Here is a 20,565-nt window from a genome sequence, read left to right as displayed (position 1 = left end):
CTCTGTCCAACGCAATCGTGCTCCCCACTGGCCTTCACCAACCGGCTGTTCTGTATGTTTTTACACGGCCTCGGCCGAACTGAGTCCGACAGCGTCCGGCCCAGTTCGACCCGGACCGGCCCCTTCGACTGGCTCCTCGTGGTAGTTGCGAGAGTTCAACGGCTGCCGTGTTTGCGGCGTTAAGGCTGTCAAGCGGCAAGGCTTTGCGCTTCCTGGGCGGCGGAGAGGCTAGCATCCGCGCGCGTTCTTCCCGCCTGGCCTCGATCTCCTGTTGCGTTCGGACCTGGCTTCGCGGTTTCGCAGGATCGTGTCTCGAAGTTTGGTCAGAAGTGATGCTCCGACTATTTGGCGGGGTACCAGCCGTGGTCTGCACCACACTGCGTGTACCCTGACATCTCGCCGGCCTCGCAAAAACGGTCGTCTTGAGGGCTGATTATCATCGCCGCACTGGATATCTAGCGTCGGTGAGCGTCCGGTGCTATTGCCGTTCCTGGGCTACTCTGGCTGCACACGTGTCGCTTCGGGAGACCGCATGCAAACCTACAAGCTCGATGGCCACACCTTCACGGCCGAAGACTGCATCGATGGTGTGCTGATCAATCCGGCACTCCCCGACGAGTTTGATGAAACGCCCCATGATGACCGCTCGAATTCCGAACTGCGTCTGTGGTGGGGACGCGCCTATATCGTGATTTCCAAGTGGCCGGGCGGAACGCGCTATGAGACCCGGTGCCTCGATGGCGGAACATCGGATGGCCCAACGAACTGGGGGGCATTTGCCACGCTGGAGCTGGCAGTTCAGTGCGCGAAAAGCGGCTCCCGGCACCATCGAAGCTGAGAAGCGCAGCGCCGGTGGTTGGCCGGTGACTGCATCCGTCTGCAACACATGAAGTACCCGCATCGCCGCCGCGGCTACGCTCAAATTGGTGAACAATCCGCTGATGGCCCACGAACCGGCGGCGCTTTAAATGACGTGGAACGACGCCGCACAGGCGGTAACATGAGCCCAGTCTCGGATCTCTCCGTCTTGTTTAAAAACGTTGGAGCCGGTGCTTAACCCGGGCGTGCTTGCGTTTACCTCGGTCGAGGACGGTAGCGCAATTGACGCTGCCGTCATCGCGCACGACGGAAATTCGCGACCGACTGCGAGAGCGTGACGTGACGCCGCGTAATCTGTCCCCCGATCGTCTCGCGCCGGTGCACTGAACTGTTCCCCAGCCGCGTTGCCTAATTTTCGCGATCCTCGCTGAATTGCCCCGCCGGCACCGAGCGGGGGGCACTGCAGTTTATATAAGCGATGTTGGAAGAAACTATGAGTGTTTCACCATGCAAAACCTCACCCCCGCCGGCCAGGAATTGATCAGAGAAGTAGCCCTGCGACATGGATTCAGCACGGATGCCGTGATGAGCATGCTGGAGTCTGTGATTCGCGGTAACGGCAGCATGGCCCAGTTCAATCACCCCGAATTTGGTGGCTCCGGCCAGTGGATGCAGGGGGGAATGACCATGGTTTCCGACATGTTCAACAATTACCTGAAAGGCCGGGTCGATGGACTCTGCTTCGAGCTTTCCCGCCTGATTGCAAATCAGCCCGATCTTATTCGCAGCGGCAGCTTTAAGTCGCAGGGCCAGGGTACTCAGCAGCAGGGCAACGTCGGCGGCGGCCAGCAACAACAGCAGAGCGCTGGTTACGGTGGCAGCAACCAGCAGCAGACTCCATCCGGACCGGTCGGACCGGTGAGTTTGTTCGTTCCGCCCGCCCCCGGCACCTCTGGCGACTGGTGGCCCGCTGATCTGGGGCGGCCCAACAGCACCGGCGCGCAGAACGACGTCCGCTATGCCTACTTCGCACAGCCCCGGCGCCTGGCGATCGAAGTGAACGGCAAGGTGACGCTTTACGATACGCTCGATCACCAGATCAGCGGCTTCTCACAGCAGCAGTCCCGCGGCGCCTCCCTCACATTCGCGAGCCAGCACGGCTTGGTTGCTGTCGCCAGCCTGCCGGTTGTCTCGGTCGGTGGGGTTCCGCAGCCGGCGTCGCCGCCGGTGCAGGAGGAGCCCGTCAGCACTCAGTCGGTCGCCCGCGAGGCAGACGTGTTCGCCACCATAGAGAAGCTCGCCCAACTGCACGCGAAGGGGATTCTCAGCGATGAGGAGTTTGCCACCAAGAAGGCGGAGTTGCTGAGCCGTTTGTGAACGTCTCGTCATCGCGCAGCGCGACCGGGGCACGATTTCCACTTGGCTGAAACGCCCACACAGGGACGGGCACATCGCCCTGTTGTGCTCAGTAAGAAGCGACTCGACTTGATCCCGTAGCTCCGGAATCGACCCGATGCCGTCTTTCCCGAGCCTTTAGTGAATGTCCGATGTTCGGGTGTAATCAGGCCCCGTGACTGGGGGCTCGTCAGCGGCTGCATCATGACGTCTTTTCTGGCAGTTATTGGACAATCATCGCTGCGTGGTTTGCGTGCGCATAAGCTAGCGTTCTAATCGTCTCGTTTCTGTTTGACCCGTTCGTGCATCGCTGCGATAAGCGATTGCAATTGTTCCGCAGTGAACGGCTTCCGGAGAGAGGCGAAGTCGAATCCGAGCGTTTCAGGGGAAGGAGCTTCACCGCCAGACGCGAACACGATGAGGATGTCCGGGTTGCGTTTAAATGCGGCCTTGGCGAGTTCAATGCCCGACTGTCCGGGTAGTGAGATATCCGTAAGGAGCACATCTGGTTGCCCCGCCATCAATTGCTGCAGTGCCTCGCCTGCTGTGCCGGCCTGTTGGACGTCATAGCCCATGCCGCTTAGCAGTTCGCTTACCGCCTCCCGCGAGGGAGCGTCATCGTCCACAATAAGGATCGAGGCATCTGCTGGTGCACGGGCGGGAGGAGCCATCGTCCGCTCCTTCGACTGCGGAGCCTGTGCATTGCTCGTTTCCCGAAGGGGGGACGGTCCGAGCAGCCGACGGATCTTGGAGGCAAGTTGCACACGGCTGTAGGGCTTGCTAAGAAGATGCACGCCCGGGTCAAGGCGGCCGCCATGCACGATCGCGTTTTGCGTATAGCCTGACGTAAAAAGAACCTTCAGATGCGGCAGCACGCGCGTCGCGATTTTTGCCAGTTCAGTGCTGCGCATCGTGCCCGGCATCACCACATCCGTGAACATCAGGTCCACGTTCACACCGCTTTGAACGATGACGAGCGCGCTTTGTGCATCGTCAGCTTTCAATACCGTATAGCCTAGTTGCCTGAGCGTTTCGACCACCGTCGTCTGCACGCGCCGGTCATCCTCAACGACAAGAATGGTTTCTGACCCGCCGATGCATACAGCGCTTTCCACGGGCTCAACATTGGCAGCGCGCTCTTTTGAGCGGGGCAAATAGATCTTGACGGTAGTCCCGTGTCCCGGTTCACTGTAAATCTTGATATGGCCTCCGCTCTGCTTGACGAAGCCATATGCCATGCTCAGGCCCAGCCCTGTGCCTTGTCCCTCCGGCTTGGTTGTGAAGAAAGGCTCGAATGCTCGTTCTACAATTTCCGGGGGCATGCCCGTGCCGGTGTCAGTGATGGCGAGCAGGACGTATTGCCCCTCGCGAACGTCTGCTGCAAGTGCACCGTAGTGATCGTCGAGCGTTGCGTTCGACAGCTCTAGCGTCAGTCTACCGCCTTCCGGCATGGCGTCGCGCGCGTTGATCGCAAGGTTCAATACGACGTTTTCGAGATGGTTCGGATCAACCAGGGTATTCCATAGGCCGCCGGCAATGACGGTTTGCACATCGATGACTTCGCCCAATGCCTGTCTGAGGAGGTCGTCCATGCTACGCAACATGACGGCCAGGTTCACGACGACCGGCTGCAACGCCTGCCGACGTCCGAACGCAAGCAATTGGGATGCCAGACTTGCCCCATGCTCGACCGCGTCAATTGCCTTGTTCAGACGCTCCTTTGTCCAATGGTCCCGGCTATGCCGGCCCTCAAGCAGTTCGAGGTTGCCGCGCAATATCTGCAGCACATTGTTGAAGTCGTGTGCGACGCCACCTGTCAGCTTACCGAGGGCCTCCATCTTCTGCGACTGGAGCAACGCCGCGCGAGCCTTTTCGAGTTCTTCCTGAGCAGTCCTGCGCTCCGTGACATCGCGCGTAATCTTGGCGAAGCCGATCAGATCTCCTTGCTCATCGCGTATCGCGTCGATGACAACATTGGCCCAGAACCGGCTGCCGTCTTTCCTGACCCGCCATCCCTCAGTCTCGAAGCGCCCCTCCGTCGCGGCGATGTCCAGGTTGCGCTCTGGCAGCCCCTCTGCCGCATCCTCGGCCGTATAGAAACGCCTGAAATGCGAGCCGATAATTTCGGTCGCTTCATATCCCTTGATGCGTGCTGCTCCCAGGTTCCAGTTTGTCACATGTCCTTCCGGTGACAACATGAAGATTGAGTAATCGGTCACGCCTTCCACCAGCAGTCTGAACCGCCGCTCGCTTTCTTTCACTGCTTCATGGGCGAGACGATTGTCTGTCGTATCGCGTAGGATCTTTCCGAAGCCAATGAATGTGCCATCTGCGGTGGTGAGCGCCGTCGTCAAAACACTGGCCCAATAACGCGTGCCGTCCTTGCGCATCCGCCAGCCTTCGGTTTCGTGGTGTCCCTGCTCCCGCGCGGCCTGCAAACCTGCCTCCGGGACACCATTGCGCCGGTCCTCGTCAGTGAAGAACGCGGAAAAATGCCGGCCGATAATTTCCTCAGCGTCGTAGCCCTGGATGTGCCTGGCACCGGGATTCCAGCTGGCAACCACCCCTCGCTCGGTGAGCCTGAAGATCGCATATTCCCAAACGTGCATGACCAGAGACTGCGGCCATAGCGACTCGATTTCGCGGCACTGCTCGTCTTCCATCGCCCACCCCGTCGATCCTGCGTCCGGTAAAGTTGAAGACTGCACCTTCACCACGCACATCCAGTCGGCCATAGCACATTCGGTTGATGCTTCGGCGCTGACCAACCGGCCCTGTCAAGCAATGTTCCCCGACCGCAAACGCGCCGTCTTTCGAATTATGCATCAGGATAAAATGCGCACGCGGGTCGCGCCACGCGCTGTCCCATCGACATCCTTGGCACGGTTCGTTGTCGTGCTGAAATCGCCCTCTGGGCGTAGCAGTAGGCTGGACGCTGCGGCGCTCGCCGGGCACCTGGTGCTTCGAAGACTGTTAGGAAGGAAGTAGTCGAAGCCGAAGGCGGGCATGCCGCGCCTTTATTCGGCAATGAGCTCGTGCCCGCAACACTGAGTACGGCTTTTACACACGACCCTCGAGAGTAAAAAACACATGATCCGAGGCGCCCGGACCTTGCAACGCCATTCATCGGCATGCGCATGACCGCCATGCGGCGGCAACCGGCCACCCGACCTGATATGACGAGCGTCCCTTCCTGGCCGAGAGCACCAGTTCAGCGAACTTCCCGCCGGGAACTGGCGTGGGAGTCTTCAATGACAGCTTTCGGCGAGGGGAGCCGAATGCGTACTGCCGGCCAAGAGCGGTCGGCTGGAAGTGGCCGCGGAAAGCAGTCGTTCAACGCCGCTTTCGATCTCCCAAGACGTTCCCGTTTCAAATGGTTGGGTGGGACGCTATTGCAGCCAGGATGACCGGCAGTTGGGCCGGTTTTACAAAATGGTGATCGAAGCCGGCCGTGAGCGATTCGACCCGTTCGGATCGCTCACACAGTGCGGTCACCGCCAGCAGCAGCGGCCGGGGGATGACGCTCATGCGCCGTATTTCTCTCGCCACCGCCCAACCGTCCATACGCGGCATCTGGATATCGAGCATCACTACGTCAGGACGCCAAGCGCAGTACGCGACGAGCGCATCTATACCGTCCCCAGCCGTCTGGATGGTGAAACCGTACGCCTCGAAGAACAGCATGTAGGCCCCGACCAAAGCCGGGTCGTCGTCCGCGATGAGCAAGCGCCCCGCTTTGGCAGTAGACATTTTGGTTCCTATAGGCTACCCCTATGTGACGCAAGTTACGGACCCGATAAAATCGGAGCAGATATTTGCGCGTGATATAAATTCAGCGAATACCCCATAGGGACTTTTTTCCCGTCTTCGAGGCGAACATGCGATTGGCTGACTTTATCCTGCATGATATGGAAACCATTCTGGTGCAATGGGAGGCGTTTGCCGGCACCCTGTTGCCGGCGGCCGCAAACATGCAAGCGCTTGCTCTGCGGGACCATGCGCAACAGATCCTGCAAGCCGTAGCGAAGGACCTGTCGACGGCCCAGACCCGGGAAGCGCAAGCCGAAAAGTCAATGGGACGAGCCCCCACCCTGAGCGGAGCTCCGGAAACAGCCGCGCAAACGCATGCCCTTCTGCGGGCGCGAAGCGGCTTCAACATCAGGCAACTGGCCGCCGAGTACCGCGCGTTGCGCGCAAGCGTCCTCCGTTTGTGGATGGACGACTGCCAGCCCGACACGCCTCATCTGGATGACATCATCCGCTTCAACGAGGCCATCGATCAGGCGCTCGCCGAATCGGTCGACCTTTTCAGCGAGCAAGTCGACCAGGCTCGCAATCTGTTGCTGGGATGCTCGGGCACGACATGCGCAGCCCGCTTCAGACGATCCAGGTGACAGCCTCATATCTGGCCGCTCTGAATGCGGGGGACCGCGTTTCGGACGCTGCAGGCCGTCTGATACGAAGTGGCGCTCGCATGCAGTCGCTTCTTGATGATCTGTGCGATTTCAATCGGACCAGGCTGGGCCTCGGTATTAATGTCACACCCACCAGCGTTGATCTGGCGGATGTGTTCACCGATGAGTTAGACCAGTTGCGAGCAGTTCATCCGGACAGGCTGATCGAGATGGAGTCGCAGGGCAATGCTCAGGGCGTCTGGGATGGCCCGCGTCTGCAGCAGGTGCTCGGCAATCTGGTTCTCAATGCGCTCAGGTATGGAGCGCCGAACGCGCCGGTATGCGTGGTGGTGACTGGCGACGAAGCGGAGGTGTGTTTCGAGGTCAGGAACAGCGGACCTGCCATCGAGCGGTCGGAGCTGGAACGCATCTTTGATCCCCTCCAGCGCGGCTTGGATCATCGGAACAGACTAGACGGCGAGGGCAGTCTCGGACTGGGTTTGTATATCGCGAGCGAAATCGTCAAGGCCCATCACGGTGCGATCGAGGCGCGGTCCGACCAGACAGAAACCGTATTCGCTGTCCGCCTGCCGCGCCATCAGCAGCGCTCATGATGTGGCACGCACGGATTGACCGTCGGCGTGCCTTGGGTGCGCACGCGGGCGGTCGCTGATCTTGAGCGTGCGGGCGATCACCGTTCATGACCACGAGGCAAAGTCTTTGCGCGTCATCCGTCTCGTTCGCCTCACCGACAGTAACCGTTCGTTGAGCGGAGGTCCCGGACGTCCGGTTTCGCCGAGCACCGGTGGCTGCTTCGGGTCGACAAGAGCCAGTCGCACTCGATTCGAATAGACTCCATATCATGACAGCGCGCCTCACTACTGATCCGCTTCCGCGCCGGCGCCGGACGGCTTTCCGCACGCGTCGAAGGCGGCGGCGAGACCGAGTGGCTGGAGCCGATCAACAGACCCGCGCTGATCGCCCTGCTCGGATCGGCCGCGTTCCTGTCCGTCAGATCGTCACGGTCCTTGACGCGCCACTACGTCGCGCTGAGGCATTTCACATCGGAGCCGCATCGAGCTACGTCGTCAAATTCTCGGTCGAGCCGATGCAGGGAGGCAAGCCCGGATGAACGGTGCGCGTCTACGCGGTATGTATTACCTGAAGGCAGCCGCGCGCTGCGCGCCACTGGCGGTTGCCGCCGGCTTCGCCGTGGCAACCCCGTTGCCAACGCCGCCGTGCGGGACACCGCCGGTGCCGGCCTACGCATCGCTGGGCGCGCAACCCGCGATGGCGATCCTGCGCGCCGAGGAACTCGATGCGGGCGAGTGGCGGCCGTCCTCGTGCACCGGATGGCCTGCCGCGTCACGCTCCCGGGTTGTCGTCGCGCTCGCAGGGCTGGTCCGCGTCGCCGGCGGTTCCGAGACGCTGTTGGCACATGCCGGGGCAGTCTCCACCCTGAGCACCGTGCGCTACTGGTCCACGACCGACAAGAAATGGCGTCCCTTGTTCCTGGATGCCGCAGCGCTGGCCGGACCCGCCGAGGGCGGGGAACGGCGGGGGGATTTCCGCCCGTCGGAACTGCAAGCCGGTCGAACCTTTTACTACTGGGTGGACGACAGCCGCTCCGGACCCTTGGTGTACCGGGTGCGGGTGCTGGAGCACAGTCCGTACCGGGTGACGCTGGCCGAGGAAAATGTGTCGCCGGTCCGTGCGCTCGGACTGACGCTCTTTCAGCCGGCTGCGCTGCAGACGGTGGTGTTCGCACAGCGCCAGGCGAACGATGTCTGGGGGCTGTACATTCTCGTGCGCATCGACCGACAAGCCAGCAGTTTCATTGCGAGCGGGCACGAGGCCTCGACTGCGAACCGGGCGCTGGCACTGTTCCGGCACCTAGCCGGTGTCCCGACCGACGTGGAGCCACCGGCCGTGCGATGATCTGGGTCGTAAGCGCTGATCGGGACCCCACAAGCCGTTCGTCGATGCATCAATCGCCTGCGGCGCCCTGCGCGCTTTCGTGCAGTACGCGGAGGCTGCGGGCGCGGTGTCCGGCCTCGCATTTCGCAGTGTTGTTCGTCTTATGTCGAAAACTGCGAGTAGGAATTCAATCGTCCCATTTGGGAACTGAATTCCACACGTCCGACCACGAGCCGTTCGCGCAAGCGGGGCGTATTGGCCGCTGTTCTCTACCTGTGGCGGCACCCTGCCAACTGCGGCCGATCGTCGATTCCGCAGACTGGCAATTTGAAAGACTGCTTTGCAGCTGATGCTGTTGAAAAAGTCGCTGCGTGGTTTTCTCAGTTCTGTCGCGAGAAAATCGACCTCACAGATCGGCCCACAAACCGCTCGCGCACACCGGTCAAGGGTAAGAGGACCCCTGAAAACCTAGCGAAAAGGACGGACAGTGACTTTTTCAACAGCATCCAGCTCAGACCTGACACCGGACACAGATCATACGTTCACCCAAGAAGGGCAAACGAAAAGTCGCGAATAATTCAACGACATTTAAGTCGCTACATCCCGACGGCGCGCCGGCGCACGCCCAACAATCCGTCATTCGTCGCCACTGGATTGTTGGGCGCTAATGGCTCATCGCGGCTGTAACGATCCGGGCTTCAAAGTCCCAACTCGCTCAGTCCCGGATGATCGTCCGGCCGACGGCCCAAGGGCCAGTGATACTTGCGCTCCGATTCCTTGATCGGCATGTCGTTGATGCACGCATAGCGACGTTGCATGAGACCATCCTCGCCGAACTCCCAGTTCTCGTTGCCGTAGGAGCGGAACCAGTTGCCCGAGTCGTCGTGCCATTCGTACGCGTAGCGCACGGCAATGCGATTGCCGCCGAACGCCCACAGTTCCTTGATCAGACGATACTCGTGTTCCTTCTTCCATTTGCGCTCGAGGAACGCCTGCGCTTCCGCGCGATTGTTCGCGAACTCTGCGCGATTGCGCCATTTCGTGTCGAGCGAATAGGCGAGCGCGACCTTGGCGGCGTCGCGCGAATTCCAACCGTCTTCCGCGAGACGGACTTTCTCGATGGCCGTCTCCAGCGTGAACGGGGGAAGCGGCGGGCGAATTGCTGCGGGTGAAGTCATTTCGGATCTCCTTGTGGGGTACAGCGCGTTGCTGGTGCTCGACGTGGAGCGCGGCCTCGTCATCGTGCAACCCGAGAGGGCAAGGCCGCCCGAAGCAAGCGCGGCACCGGTGCTGAGTAAGAATTTTCGTCTTTGCATCATTGGGTTCAGAACGGCCTGGTCGGCAGATACTTGCCGTTGAGCGTGATGACGGCACGCTCGCCGCCTTCCGGGTCAGGCACCTTCTGGATATCGAGTTTGAAGTTGATCGCGCTGATGATGCCGTCGCCGAATTTCTCGTGAACCAGCGCCTTCAACGTCGAGCCGTACACCTGCACCATTTCGTAGAAGCGGTAGACGGTGGGATCGGTCGGCACGCCACCTGGAATGCTGCCGCGCACGGGAATGGTTTGCAGCAGGCGAACGGCGTCGTCGTCGAGCCCGAGGCGTTCGGCGACGAGCTTCGCCGCATTCTCCGGCAGCGCATGCTGACCGAGTAGCGCGGCTGTCGTGTATGCGAGGCTCAAGCCCGTGCCTTCGTTGATGGCTTCGAAGGTGAGGTTCTTGCGCACCTTCGCGTCGACGATCGTTTCCGTCAATGCTTCGCGTGCGTTCGGTGTGACTTGCGATTGGGTCATGATGTTGCTCCTTGGGTAAAAATCAACCTGGTGAGATCGACAGTCGGTGTGACAAGCCGGGAATCAGAGCGCAGCCACGCACTCGGCGGGCGTCGCGGTGACATCGGGATGCGCAGCGAGCGGCACGAACTGGCGGGTCGCGGCGTCGAGCGCGTCAATCGAGCCGGATTCGATGTCGTAGACCCATCCGTGCAAATTCAGGCGGCCTTGCGCGAGTCCCAGCGCAACTGAGGGGTGGGTCTTGAGGTTGTCGAGCTGGGCGATGACGTTCTCGCGCACCATCGAGTCGACGCGCTCGCGCTCGCCCGCATGTTCACGCGCCTCGTTGACGAGCCTCGCCGAGTCGGCGTAGCGCAGCCAGTTCGCGACAGCGGGCATATGGTCGAGGCACTTGCACGTCGCGACGGCCGTCATCGCGCCGCAGTCCGAGTGGCCGCATATCACCACATCCGTCACACCGAGCGCGGCCACCGCATATTCGACCGTTGCCGACACACCGCCGGGCTCAGGACCGAACGAAGGCACGATGTTGCCGGCATTGCGGATCACGAACAGATCGCCCGGTTCGCGCTGCGTGACCAGTTCGGGAACCATGCGACTATCGGAACAGGAAATGAACAGTGTGCGCGGCGTCTGACTGGTGGCCAGCTTGCGGAACAACTCCCTGCGCGCGGGCATGATGTCCCGCTGAAACTTCAGAAAACCGTCGATGATCTCTTGCATGGTCTGCTCCATTCAATCTGGCGTTCGTTGCCGTGTCGCTCAGTGCGATGCGTTGAACAGAGAATGAACCTGTTCCGTCATAGTGTCCAAGACGGGTTTATGATGCTCACCATAGGCAACACCAATAGTTATTCGAGGACGAGGAATTCGCCATGCTGTTGCGTCATATCCGTTATTTCCTGGCTGTCGCGGAACACCGCAATTTCACGCGCGCCGCCGAGGCGCTGCACGTTTCGCAGCCCACGCTGTCGCAGCAGATACGGCAACTGGAAGAGACGCTGCGCACGCAGCTGCTAGACCGTTCGGGGCGGAACGTGCAACTCACGGATGCGGGCGCGGCGTGGATGCGCTATGCGAAGCTCGCGCTACAGGATCTGGATGCGGGCGTGCGGGCGATACATGACGTCGGGGAACTGAGCCGCGGCAATCTGCGCCTTGCCGTGACGCCGACCTTCACGGCGTATCTCGTGGGGCCCGTGATCGATCGTTTTTATGGCCTGCATCCCGGCATCGCGATCGACATTCAGGAAATCACGCAGGATCAGATCGAAGCGCAGCTCGCCGACGACAGGCTCGACGCCGGCATCGCGTTCGAGCCCGTCCACACTGCGGAAATCGAAAGCGAGCCGTTGTTTCGCGAGACGCTGAGCCTCGTCGTCGGCGGCGGCCATGCGCGCGCGACGCGCCGCAAGCCGCTGTCCGGGCAGGACTTCGCCAACGAATGGCTGGTGCTGCTGAACAAGGCGTTCGCGACGCGGCGTTACATCGACGAATACTGCGCGCAGAACCAGATCCGCCCGCAGGTTGCCATCGAGGTCAGTTCGATCAGTGCGATCGTCGAGATCGTGCGGCGTGGGCAGCTCGCAACCGTACTGCCCGATGGCATCGCGCGCGCGCATACCGAGCTGCACCCCGTGCTGCTCGACCCGCCGCTGCAGGCGCGCACGGCTGTGCTGCTGCAACGCAAGGACGCGTATCGGACGGCGGCGAGCAAGGCCTTCGTCCAGGTGTTGACGGAATCGACGAAGAACTTCCGACGTTGATGGAGATCGCGTACGTGACGCGCAAAGCGAAGTGATCAACACGCAACGCGCGCTCCGTTAACTCCGACACCTGCGATGCCGACACCACCGGCGTGGGTTGTTGCGAAGCGACGTGCCGCCGCCACACGAAGTGCTCGAGCAGCAGCGGCACGTCTTCGCGGCGCTCGCGCAACGGCGGCAGCCCGATCTGCGCAACGTACAGCCGATACAGCAGATCCGCGCGAAAACCGCCTTCGGCGGCCAGCGCCACGAGATCGGTCTTCGATGCCGCGATCACACGGCAATCGACGGGAATCGACTCGTTCGCGCCGAGCCGTTCCAGCGTGCGTTCCAAGACATGCTGAGGCGTCAAAACGGTAACGTCGCCGAGGCGAGCGATGCGCTCGGCATGTCGAAAAATACGCTGTATCACAAGCTGCGTCAGCTGAAGAGCATGACCGTGCGGTGAGACGGTGAGGAGTGGGCGCTCGACTTCGGCCAGGAACTGAATAAGATTGACGCGGCGTTGAAGACAGCCGGGGTTGGCACTAAGCAACTCGAGCACCGGGCCTGGATGCGGCAATCGGGGGACGGAAGTTAGCAACGGCGCATTCCGAGAACTCTGCAGTCTGGTCAGAGAGCGGGCGTTTCAACCCATCACCAGAACTATTAGCTTAGCCTATAAAGAACATAGGATATCGGTCTTAGACCCTATAGCCGGATTGATGCATTCTTGCTCCATCGTCACTGTTTCTTTGGAGAGAATCATGAAATCTCGCTTCCTTGCGGTACTCGTTATCGCTGCATCTGTCACCAGCCCCGTTTTCGCAGGCACTGACACATCCGGATTGACTCGCGCCCAGGTTCACGCGGAACTCGCGCAACTGCGTGCTGTGGGCTACGACCAGTCTCGTGGAGAAGGCCCCAACTACCCCGCCGAGATTCAGGCGGCCGAAGCACGCCTGGCAGCGCAACGCGGGGATGCGAGCTATGGCGGTGTCGCCGAGGCAGGCTCGTCGTCAGCGGGTGTTCCCAAGACTGCTCGTCACGTCGACAACGACGGCATGCAGCCAATCTATTTCGGCCAATAGCCGTCCAACGGCAGCGCGGATACTAGACGCCACGCGATCTGAAGTATCGCGCAAGTCCTGGCACGTCCGCGTGCTTCATTCTCGCCACATTCAGTTGTAACGATTCGCTCGCTAGTTTGCCTGGCGAACGAACCGAACCCGGGCAATCGCGTCGCCCCTCGGATACAGACCGGTCTACATCATATGAAGGTCGGTACTTCACGGAGACTGTCATGAGCCACTCACATTACGAAGTCGCTGTCCTTCATGAAGCTCTGCAGTCGGACGAGTCAAACTTAGCCACATGGCGCTGGTACAGCGATCTGGTCGACCACCAACGACTCGCGCTACGCCTCAAAGGAGACCAGTGGGTCGTCGCGATTGACGGCAGCGACTTTGCGTGCGCCGAGGGCCTGTACGCGGCCGTGCGTTGGGCGCACATCATGACGCACTCTGGCGGTTACATCACCTTTGCGGCGTAAGCGAGCGAAGTCCACCATGTACACGGGGCTAATCGCCAGAACGAGCGATCAAGGACTCGCAGCACTGCTCTTATCCAACCTTCGGCCCGGTCTCGGGTCTTCATCGACCAACCACTGAGGTAATACCATGTCGACTAATACTGAAATCCGTCCGCCGCTCCCTCCTTTCACACGCGAATCCGCCGTCGAGAAAGTGCGCCTGGCCGAGGATGGCTGGAACACCCGCGACGCTGCCAAAGTGTCCCTCGCATATAGCCTGGATACTCGCTGGCGCAACCGTGCTGAATTCGCAAACGGCCGCAATGAAGCCCGAGGGTTCCTTGAGCGCAAATGGTCGAAGGAGCACGAGTATCGTCTCATCAAGGAGCTGTGGGCGTTCACTGGTAACAGGATCGCCGTGCGTTACGCCTACGAATGGCGTGACGACTCTGGTAACTGGTTCCGGTCCTATGGCAACGAGAACTGGGAGTTCCGCGAGGACGGTCTGATGGTGAATCGCTACGCTTGCATCAACGATTTGCCAATCAAGGAAGAAGAGCGGAAGTTCCATTGGCCGCTCGGCCGCCGTCCGGATGATCATCCCGGCTTGTCAGATCTCGGTCTCTAATAGCCAGGCTGATCGTATCGCTTCGATTGGATGCACTCGGGGAAGCAAAGGCAAAGGTGAGACAGCTTCTGCGACGGCCTCCCGAAGCTCGCAATGAGGGAGCAACCCCGCCCCCGCTTGGGGGTTCCTGGTCGTCTCGCTGTCCTTCTCACCTAGTCCGCCCTCAAACGATTGCTGCCCACTCGATGTGGGCAGCAAGTCTTGCAGCCCTTGCTTCTGGAATCCCCTGGGCGTCCTCGTGTGGATACCGGCACGGGCTGAACGGCGTCCTGTTTGCATTGGAAACAGAGATTCCTGATGCGATGAGCTTCCGCAAGAACTAGTCTTCGGCAGCGGGATGGCTTGTTGGCGCAGGCCGTGCGAGTGGTTACCAGGCCGGATGACCGCTCATAGACCCAATTCGCTCTCTCAACTCGAATCCAGGGGATGACCGAGAAGGGTCGTGAAGACTCGTTCATTGGCGTGAGAAGTGTCATTCGCCGACGCCGGGTCGCGAGCGGCAGCAAACCAACCTGCAGCCGACGCACAGCTCCTATCTCCGGGCGTCTCCTATGGCCGACAACTGCGCGTTGAGCATCGGGCGGGTTTCGGAGTGGACCGGTCGTTCGAGCGACCACCGCATGGCTCAGGCGAGCGGCAGAAAGTGGCCGCTGGCCCCTTACCCAACCTCGCCATGTCGACCCGTTTGGGCCATTCAGCCGTGGCTCTTGATAAGCCGCTTGCGGGCCACCATGCACCTGTCGTTCGCGAAGCATGTATCTGTGGCTGGTCGGTCTTTGCGGACGGTTGTGGATCGCGGCCGTTGGGCAATCTCGATTGTGTCTTCACGCGGAGTCGACGTGATCGCGCAAAGCGCCCCGCTGCACCGTCTGCCCTGGCGGCTCGCCGAACTGCAGGGCGGCAAGCTGCGCATAGAGCGGCGAGGCCTGAAGGAGATCGGCGTGACGGCCCTGCGCGACGATGCGGCCTTGTTCCAGCACGACAATGCGGTCGGCTTGTTGTACTGTAGCGAGGCGGTGTGCGATGACCAGCGTCGTGCGATTCTGCGCGGCATTGTCCAGCGCCAGTTGTACCAGTCGTTCACTGGCGGCGTCGAGCGCGCTGGTCGCCTCGTCGAGCAGCAGGATGGGCGGATTCTTCAGGATCGCGCGGGCGATCGCGATGCGCTGACGCTGTCCTCCAGAAAGCCGCACCCCGCGCTCGCCGAGAAATGTGTCATAGCGTTGCGGCAGTTCTTCAATGAAGCTGGACGCGGCGGCCATTTCGGCGGCGTGCTGAACTTGAGCGAGTGTGGCTTCGGGCGCGCCGTAACGGATGTTGTCGAGCACGCTGCCGGAAAAGATCACCGATTCCTGCAGTACCACCCCGATTTCCTAGCGCAACTCCGCAAGCGGCACATGCCGTGTCGGGACGCCGTTGATCAGAATGCTGCCGGCCTGCGGGTCGTAAAAGCGCAGCAGCAGTTGGAACAGGGTGGTCTTGCCGGCGCCAGACGGTCCGACGAGAGCGACGTGCTCGCCCGGGCGGATATCGAGCGACAGGTCGGAGAGAGCGGCGATGCCGGGGCGCGACGGATACGAAAAGCCGACGTTGTCGAAGCGGATGCCGTCCCCGTGCGTCGGCAGCCGGACGGCGGCCTCGGCCTGCGCCACCGGCGAGCGCGCTGCCAGCAGTTGTAGCAGTCGCTCAGTGGCGCCGGCAGCCCGCTGCAGGTCGCCCCAAACCTCGGCGACCGCCCCCACCGCCCCGGCGGTGACGACTGCATAGAGAATGAACTGGGACAATTGGCCGGCCGTCATGTGCCCGGCCAGCACGGCCTGCGCGCCCAGCCACAGGACGAAGACCACCGCCGCGAACACCAGCACGATAACCACGACCGTCAGCCAGGCGCGCGCCCGAATGCGCGTGAGCGCCGTCTCGAATGCGGTTTCCACCATGCCGGCAAACCGCTGCGCCTCGCGCGGCTCCTGCGAAAACGATTGCACGGTCGGCATGGCATTGAGCACCTCCCCCGCCAGGGCGCTCGCGTTCGCCACCTTGTCCTGGCTTGCGCGCGAGAGCCTGCGCACGCGCCGCCCGAAGATGACGATGGGCGCGATCACCACCACCAGCGTAGCCATGATGTAGCCCGACAGCACCGGGCTCGTCACCACCAGCATCGCCACGCCGCCGGTAAGCAGGAAGAAGTTGCGCAAGCCCATCGACAGGCTGGTGCCCACCACGGTCTGGATCAACGTGGTATCCGTGGTAAGTCGCGACAGCACCTCGCCGCTCTGGGTGGTCTCGAAGAATTGCGGACTCATCCCCAGCACGTGTTCGTAGACCGCCTTCCGCAAGTCGGCCGTGACCCGCTCGCCGAGCCATGACACCAGATAGAAGCGCAGCGCCGTGGCCCCGGCCAGCACCAGCGAAACGGCGAACAGCGCGAGAAAATAGCGATCGATGTGCGCCCGGTTGCCGCCGGCGAAGCCGTGGTCGATCAGATATTTGAACGTCACCGGCAACGCCAGCGTCGCACCCGCCGACGTCACCAGCGCCATGAAGGCAAGCGCCCAGCGTCCGGCATAACGGCGCAGGAAGGGCAACAGGGCGAACAGGGGACTGATATGCGCAGTAGACGGGGCGACATCTGGCATGAGGATTCCTGAGTGGCTCGAGAATCCCCTTGATTGTGCCAGTCCTACCAATCGCGCAGGTGATTGTACGCCTCCACGTGATACGGGCTTCGCTCGCGACGCGCTGGATTGCATCCCCCGATCGTCTCGTGCTGGTGCACTGAACTGTTCCCCAGCCACGTTGCCTAATTTTCGCGATCCTCGTTGAATTGCCCCGTCCGGCCCCGTCCCGCACTGAGCAGGGGCGCTGCAGTTTATAAATCCGATGTCGGAAGAAACTGTGAGTGGAACAACATGCGAAAACTTACCCCCGCCGGCCAGCAATTGATCGAAGAAGTAGCCCAGCGACATGGGTTCAGCACGGACGCCGTGATGAGCATGCTGGAGTCTGTGATTCGCGGTAACGGCAGCATGGCCCAGTTCAATCACCCCGAATTTGGTGGCTCCGGCCAGTGGATGCGGGGGGGAATGACTATGGTCTCCGACATGTTCAACAACTACCTGAAAGGCCGGGTCGATGGGCTCTGTTTCGAGCTTTCCCGTCTGATGGCAAATCAGCCCGACCTTATTCGCAGCGGCAGCTTCCAGTCGCAGAGCCAGGGTACTCAGCAGCAGGGCACCGACGGCGGCGGCCAGCAACAACAGCAGAGTGCTGGTTACGGTGGCAGCAAGCAGCAGCAGACTGCAGCCGGACCGGTCGGACCGGTGAGTCTGTTCGTTCCGCCCGCCCCCGGCACCTCTGGCGACTGGTGGTCCGCTGATTTGGGGCGGCCCAACAGCACCGGCGCGCAGAACGACGCCCGCTATGCCTACTTCGCACGGCCCCGGCGCCTAGCGATCGAAGTGAGCGGCAAGGTGACGATTTACGATACGCTCGATCACCAGATCAGCGGCTTCTCACAGCAGCAGTCCCGCGGCGCCTCCCTCACATTCGCGAGCCAGCACGGCTTGGTTGCTGTCGCCAGCCTGCCGGTTGTCTCGGTCGGTGGGGTTCCGCAGCCGGCGTCGCCGCCGGTGCAGGAGGAGCCCGTCAGCACTCAGTCGGTCGCCCGCGAGGCAGACGTGTTCGGCACCATAGAGAAACTCGCCCAACTGCACGCGAAGGGGATTCTCAGCGATGAGGAGTTTGCCGCCAAGAAGGCAGAGTTGCTGAGCCGTTTGTGAACGTCCCGTCATCGCGCAGCGCAACCGGGGCACGATTTCTACTTGGCTGAAACGCCCACACAGGGACGGGCACATCGCCCGGTTGTGCTCAGTAAGAAGCGACTCGACTTGTTCCTGTAGGTCCGGAATCGACCCACTGCGGACCTATGACTGCTCACCATTCCAATGACAGCTTCCGGAGGTCGAACTGCCATTGACGCGAAGATCACCACTACGGCCACGGATGGATTGGAACTGGCTGGCAAAGTCGTTGTCAGATTCGGACGGTCGCGCCGTCATGCGAATCACATGCGGACGATTGCTTTGCGCACCGTGGTCCAACTGACGCTACCGGCTATAACCAGTCCGGACCGTCGGTAGTCCTGCGCCAAAGCACATTCGGAGGCCCGAAAAAAATGCCGTCTCACGCGCCAAGGAACAGAATCATCTCAGCGTAAAGCGGCTTCAGCGATACCGGCTGCCGCGCAGAACACTACGACAGCGAGCGGCGGTACCTTCCAGCGCGTCAACAGGAAAAAGCCAATCGCTGCGATGGCGAAGTCAATCTGGGAAAGGACTGCGCTGGTCCAGACCGGCGAGTAAAGTGCGGTTGCGAGTAATCCCACGACCGCAGCATTCACCCCACTCAACAGCGCGGCCATCGATGGGCGAGCGCGGAGCGATTGCCAGTAAGGCAGCGCAGCGAGCACGAGCAGCAGACCAGGCAGAAAGATGCCTGCGGTGGCGAGCAACGCGCCGGTCCAATGATTGGGCGTTGCCGCCATCATCCAGCCAAGGAACGCGGCGAATGTGAACAACGGCCCCGGAACCGCTTGCGCGGCGCCGTAACCGGCGAGAAAGTCGTTCGAGGTTACCCAGCCGGTTGCGACCGTCTGCTGCTGCAGAAGGGGCAATACGACGTGGCCTCCGCCGAATACGAGCGCTCCGGATCGGTAGAATCCCTCGAACACTTTAACGGCTTGGTCCGAGTGGAGCCCCACCAAGGCAGGGAGGCCGAAAAGCAAGAGACAAAAGACTGCCAACGCGAGTGCGCCGACCACACGCGGAACGCGGATTTCAGCAGTGTGTATATGTAATCGACGCCCGGCCGGCAATTCCTTTGGTTGACATAGTGCAAGTCCGAGCACCGCGCCGATGGCGATGACGATGAGTTGCGCATAGATCGTAGTCAGAACGCTCAACGTCGCGATTGCGATGAGTGCGATGATCGCACGACGGCGGTCCGGACAGAGGCGTAGTGCCATGTCCCAGACAGCTTGGGCGACGACGGCAACTGCCACCAGCTTCAGGCCATGGATCAAGCCGCCGCCGATCGTGCCGTCCAAGCTCGGCGCGACGGCGGCAAAGCCAAGTAACAGAGCCACCGACGGCAGCGTGAAACCGCACCACGCCGCGAGCCCCCCGAGCCAGCCGCCCCGCAAGAGACCAATTGAGAATCCCACCTGGCTGCTTGCCGGACCGGGAAGGAACTGACAGAGGGCGACCAGATCGGTGAACATTTCGTCATCGAGCCAGCGGCGCTGCTCGACGAATTCTCGGCGGAAGTAGCCGATATGAGCTATTGGGCCACCGAAGGACGTGAGCCCGAGTTTCAAGAATACGACAAGGACCTCGAGAGCGGCACCCAGTCGAGTCGAGCGCGATGTGGTCAGTCCAGTTTCCATAAGTTCCGACGTTCAAATCGAGAAGATCAGCAGCTGAGGCCGCGCCGGGCTACCGGGCACGAACAATTTTCCGAATAGAGCACCGACCTTATGCCGGAGGTCAACGCTCGCTCCACTCGGGGCAATGCGACGGGCGTGATGGACGCTTCGGCCGGAGCATTCCCGCTCGGGTTCTAGTCACACCTTCTTTTCCGCGTTGAAGGAGCGGTCTCCGGTTGAGGAGGGTTCGCGGGGCGAGTGATTGTACCCCCCTTGACTTACGTCAATGTTGCACTCAGGAACGGTGCCACGCTATTGCGAGCAAAACCATGTCGATATGGAGACCTGCCATGGAAATTTCCCTGCGCGACTTAATGACGGTGTTGCACGGTATGGGGTTCGGCGCGCTGTTCATGCTGGCGTTCTCGGGGGCGGTTGCCGAGTTGTACAGGATGTCCGCGCCAGGAGCACCGACGCAGCCGACTGCAAGGGAGCACAGATTGCTCGTGCTCTATCTCTCTGTCATGGTGGTCTTCGCATGGGCCGCGGTGCTCTCCGGTGCATATGTGGTTTATCCGTGGTATCGGGCCGTCGCACCAGCCGGCGTGACAGATCTGGCGGACTACCCTCGGCAACTGTTGCTGTCGAGCCGCAACACGTCCGGCTGGCACAGCCTGGGCATGGAGTGGAAAGAGCATGTCGCATGGCTCGCACCGATCGCCATGACCATGGTCGCCTATGTGTTCTCGAAGTACGGGCCCGCCATTAGCGGGATGCGTCAGATACGAGGCGCCGTGCTGGCCTTCGTTCTCGTGGCTTTCATCGCGACCGGCGTTGCCGGGGCGTTCGGCGCCTTCCTGAACAAGTACGCACCGGTTCGCGGTGGCGCAACCATCCACATCATGAACGGAGAATAGCG

At 61.3% G+C, this 20,565-nt stretch carries 15 protein-coding genes and 5 pseudogenes; 12 read left to right on the top strand and 8 right to left on the bottom strand.

Annotation, left to right across the window (positions count from 1 at the left end; genetic code table 11):
• Positions 1 to 532: 532 nt before the first annotated feature.
• Together EVC45_RS08330 and EVC45_RS08325 are read left to right on the top strand one after the other, a co-directional pair.
• On the top strand, positions 533 to 838 hold the full coding sequence (locus EVC45_RS08330) for a hypothetical protein (RefSeq protein WP_129957520.1): 306 nt from the start codon (positions 533 to 535) through the stop codon (positions 836 to 838).
• A gap of 488 nt (positions 839 to 1,326) precedes the next feature.
• Positions 1,327 to 2,196, top strand: a complete 870-nt coding sequence (locus EVC45_RS08325) for an SHOCT domain-containing protein (protein ID WP_129957519.1) — start codon at positions 1,327 to 1,329, stop codon at positions 2,194 to 2,196.
• A gap of 290 nt (positions 2,197 to 2,486) precedes the next feature.
• Here the strand turns inward: EVC45_RS08325 and EVC45_RS08320 are convergent, their stop codons facing one another.
• Together EVC45_RS08320 and EVC45_RS08315 are read right to left on the bottom strand one after the other, a co-directional pair.
• Positions 2,487 to 4,877, bottom strand: a complete 2,391-nt coding sequence (locus EVC45_RS08320; protein WP_129957526.1) for a PAS domain S-box protein — start codon at positions 4,875 to 4,877, stop codon at positions 2,487 to 2,489.
• Between the two features lie 706 nt (positions 4,878 to 5,583).
• The gene (locus EVC45_RS08315; RefSeq protein ID WP_129957518.1) at positions 5,584 to 5,964 is read right to left on the bottom strand and encodes a response regulator transcription factor; all 381 of its coding nucleotides are present in this window, start codon (positions 5,962 to 5,964) and stop codon (positions 5,584 to 5,586) included.
• 128 nt (positions 5,965 to 6,092) lie between these two features.
• Between EVC45_RS08315 and EVC45_RS08310 the strand changes: the two are divergent.
• A pseudogene (locus EVC45_RS08310) lies at positions 6,093 to 7,222 on the top strand (ATP-binding protein).
• A 538-nt stretch (positions 7,223 to 7,760) separates the two neighbouring features.
• The gene (locus EVC45_RS08305; protein ID WP_129957517.1) at positions 7,761 to 8,546 is read left to right on the top strand and encodes a DUF6675 family protein; all 786 of its coding nucleotides are present in this window, start codon (positions 7,761 to 7,763) and stop codon (positions 8,544 to 8,546) included.
• A 677-nt stretch (positions 8,547 to 9,223) separates the two neighbouring features.
• Here the strand turns inward: EVC45_RS08305 and EVC45_RS08300 are convergent.
• The 3 genes from EVC45_RS08300 to EVC45_RS08290 form a co-directional block, all read right to left on the bottom strand.
• Entirely contained in the window at positions 9,224 to 9,703 is a 480-nt protein-coding gene (locus tag EVC45_RS08300) for a DUF1348 family protein (RefSeq protein WP_010808884.1), read from the bottom strand.
• Between the two features lie 146 nt (positions 9,704 to 9,849).
• The gene (cynS, locus tag EVC45_RS08295) at positions 9,850 to 10,320 is read right to left on the bottom strand and encodes a cyanase (protein ID WP_129957516.1); all 471 of its coding nucleotides are present in this window, start codon (positions 10,318 to 10,320) and stop codon (positions 9,850 to 9,852) included.
• Positions 10,321 to 10,383: 63 nt separating this feature from the next.
• Positions 10,384 to 11,043: a carbonic anhydrase gene (locus EVC45_RS08290; protein ID WP_036661880.1), complete on the bottom strand. Its 660-nt coding sequence runs from the start codon at positions 11,041 to 11,043 to the stop codon at positions 10,384 to 10,386.
• Between the two features lie 152 nt (positions 11,044 to 11,195).
• On the opposite strand from EVC45_RS08290, the gene cynR reads away from it, so the two are divergent.
• Positions 11,196 to 12,086: a transcriptional regulator CynR gene (gene cynR / locus EVC45_RS08285; protein WP_129957515.1), complete on the top strand. Its 891-nt coding sequence runs from the start codon at positions 11,196 to 11,198 to the stop codon at positions 12,084 to 12,086.
• On the opposite strand, the pseudogene EVC45_RS46625 reads toward cynR, so the two are convergent.
• Positions 12,052 to 12,417, bottom strand: a pseudogene (locus EVC45_RS46625) (sigma 54-interacting transcriptional regulator); the annotation flags it as partial. The gene cynR and the pseudogene EVC45_RS46625 sit on opposite strands and share 35 nt — an antisense overlap.
• Here EVC45_RS46625 and EVC45_RS46620 point away from each other — a divergent pair.
• The 5 genes and pseudogenes from EVC45_RS46620 to EVC45_RS46615 form a co-directional block, all read left to right on the top strand.
• Positions 12,418 to 12,534: pseudogene (locus EVC45_RS46620) on the top strand (helix-turn-helix domain-containing protein); the annotation flags it as partial.
• Positions 12,535 to 12,832: 298 nt separating this feature from the next.
• Complete coding sequence (locus EVC45_RS08275; protein ID WP_129957514.1) at positions 12,833 to 13,156, top strand: DUF4148 domain-containing protein; 324 nt, start codon at positions 12,833 to 12,835, stop codon at positions 13,154 to 13,156.
• A gap of 212 nt (positions 13,157 to 13,368) precedes the next feature.
• A complete protein-coding gene (locus EVC45_RS08270) occupies positions 13,369 to 13,617 on the top strand; it encodes a hypothetical protein (protein WP_129957513.1) in 249 nt (82 codons plus the stop codon).
• 127 nt (positions 13,618 to 13,744) lie between these two features.
• A complete protein-coding gene (locus tag EVC45_RS08265) occupies positions 13,745 to 14,224 on the top strand; it encodes a DUF1348 family protein (RefSeq protein WP_018437280.1) in 480 nt (159 codons plus the stop codon).
• 201 nt (positions 14,225 to 14,425) lie between these two features.
• Positions 14,426 to 14,591, top strand: a pseudogene (locus tag EVC45_RS46615) (IS5/IS1182 family transposase); the annotation flags it as partial.
• A gap of 457 nt (positions 14,592 to 15,048) precedes the next feature.
• Here the strand turns inward: EVC45_RS46615 and EVC45_RS08260 are convergent.
• Positions 15,049 to 16,860, bottom strand: a pseudogene (locus tag EVC45_RS08260) (ABC transporter transmembrane domain-containing protein).
• Positions 16,861 to 17,133: 273 nt separating this feature from the next.
• Here EVC45_RS08260 and EVC45_RS08255 point away from each other — a divergent pair.
• On the top strand, positions 17,134 to 18,003 hold the full coding sequence (locus tag EVC45_RS08255; RefSeq protein ID WP_129957512.1) for an SHOCT domain-containing protein: 870 nt from the start codon (positions 17,134 to 17,136) through the stop codon (positions 18,001 to 18,003).
• Positions 18,004 to 18,431: 428 nt separating this feature from the next.
• Here EVC45_RS08255 and chrA read toward each other — a convergent pair whose 3' ends face one another.
• Complete coding sequence (gene chrA / locus EVC45_RS08250; RefSeq protein WP_129957511.1) at positions 18,432 to 19,667, bottom strand: chromate efflux transporter; 1,236 nt, start codon at positions 19,665 to 19,667, stop codon at positions 18,432 to 18,434.
• A 329-nt stretch (positions 19,668 to 19,996) separates the two neighbouring features.
• Between chrA and EVC45_RS08245 the strand changes: the two genes are divergently transcribed.
• Positions 19,997 to 20,563 (top strand): hypothetical protein, encoded by a 567-nt coding sequence (locus EVC45_RS08245; protein ID WP_129957510.1) that lies wholly within the window; start codon positions 19,997 to 19,999, stop codon positions 20,561 to 20,563.
• Positions 20,564 to 20,565: the final 2 nt, after the last annotated feature.

The organism is Paraburkholderia sp. UYCP14C (assembly GCF_004197395.1).
Lineage (GTDB): Bacteria > Pseudomonadota > Gammaproteobacteria > Burkholderiales > Burkholderiaceae > Paraburkholderia.
This window is presented reverse-complemented; position numbering and strand designations above follow the sequence as displayed.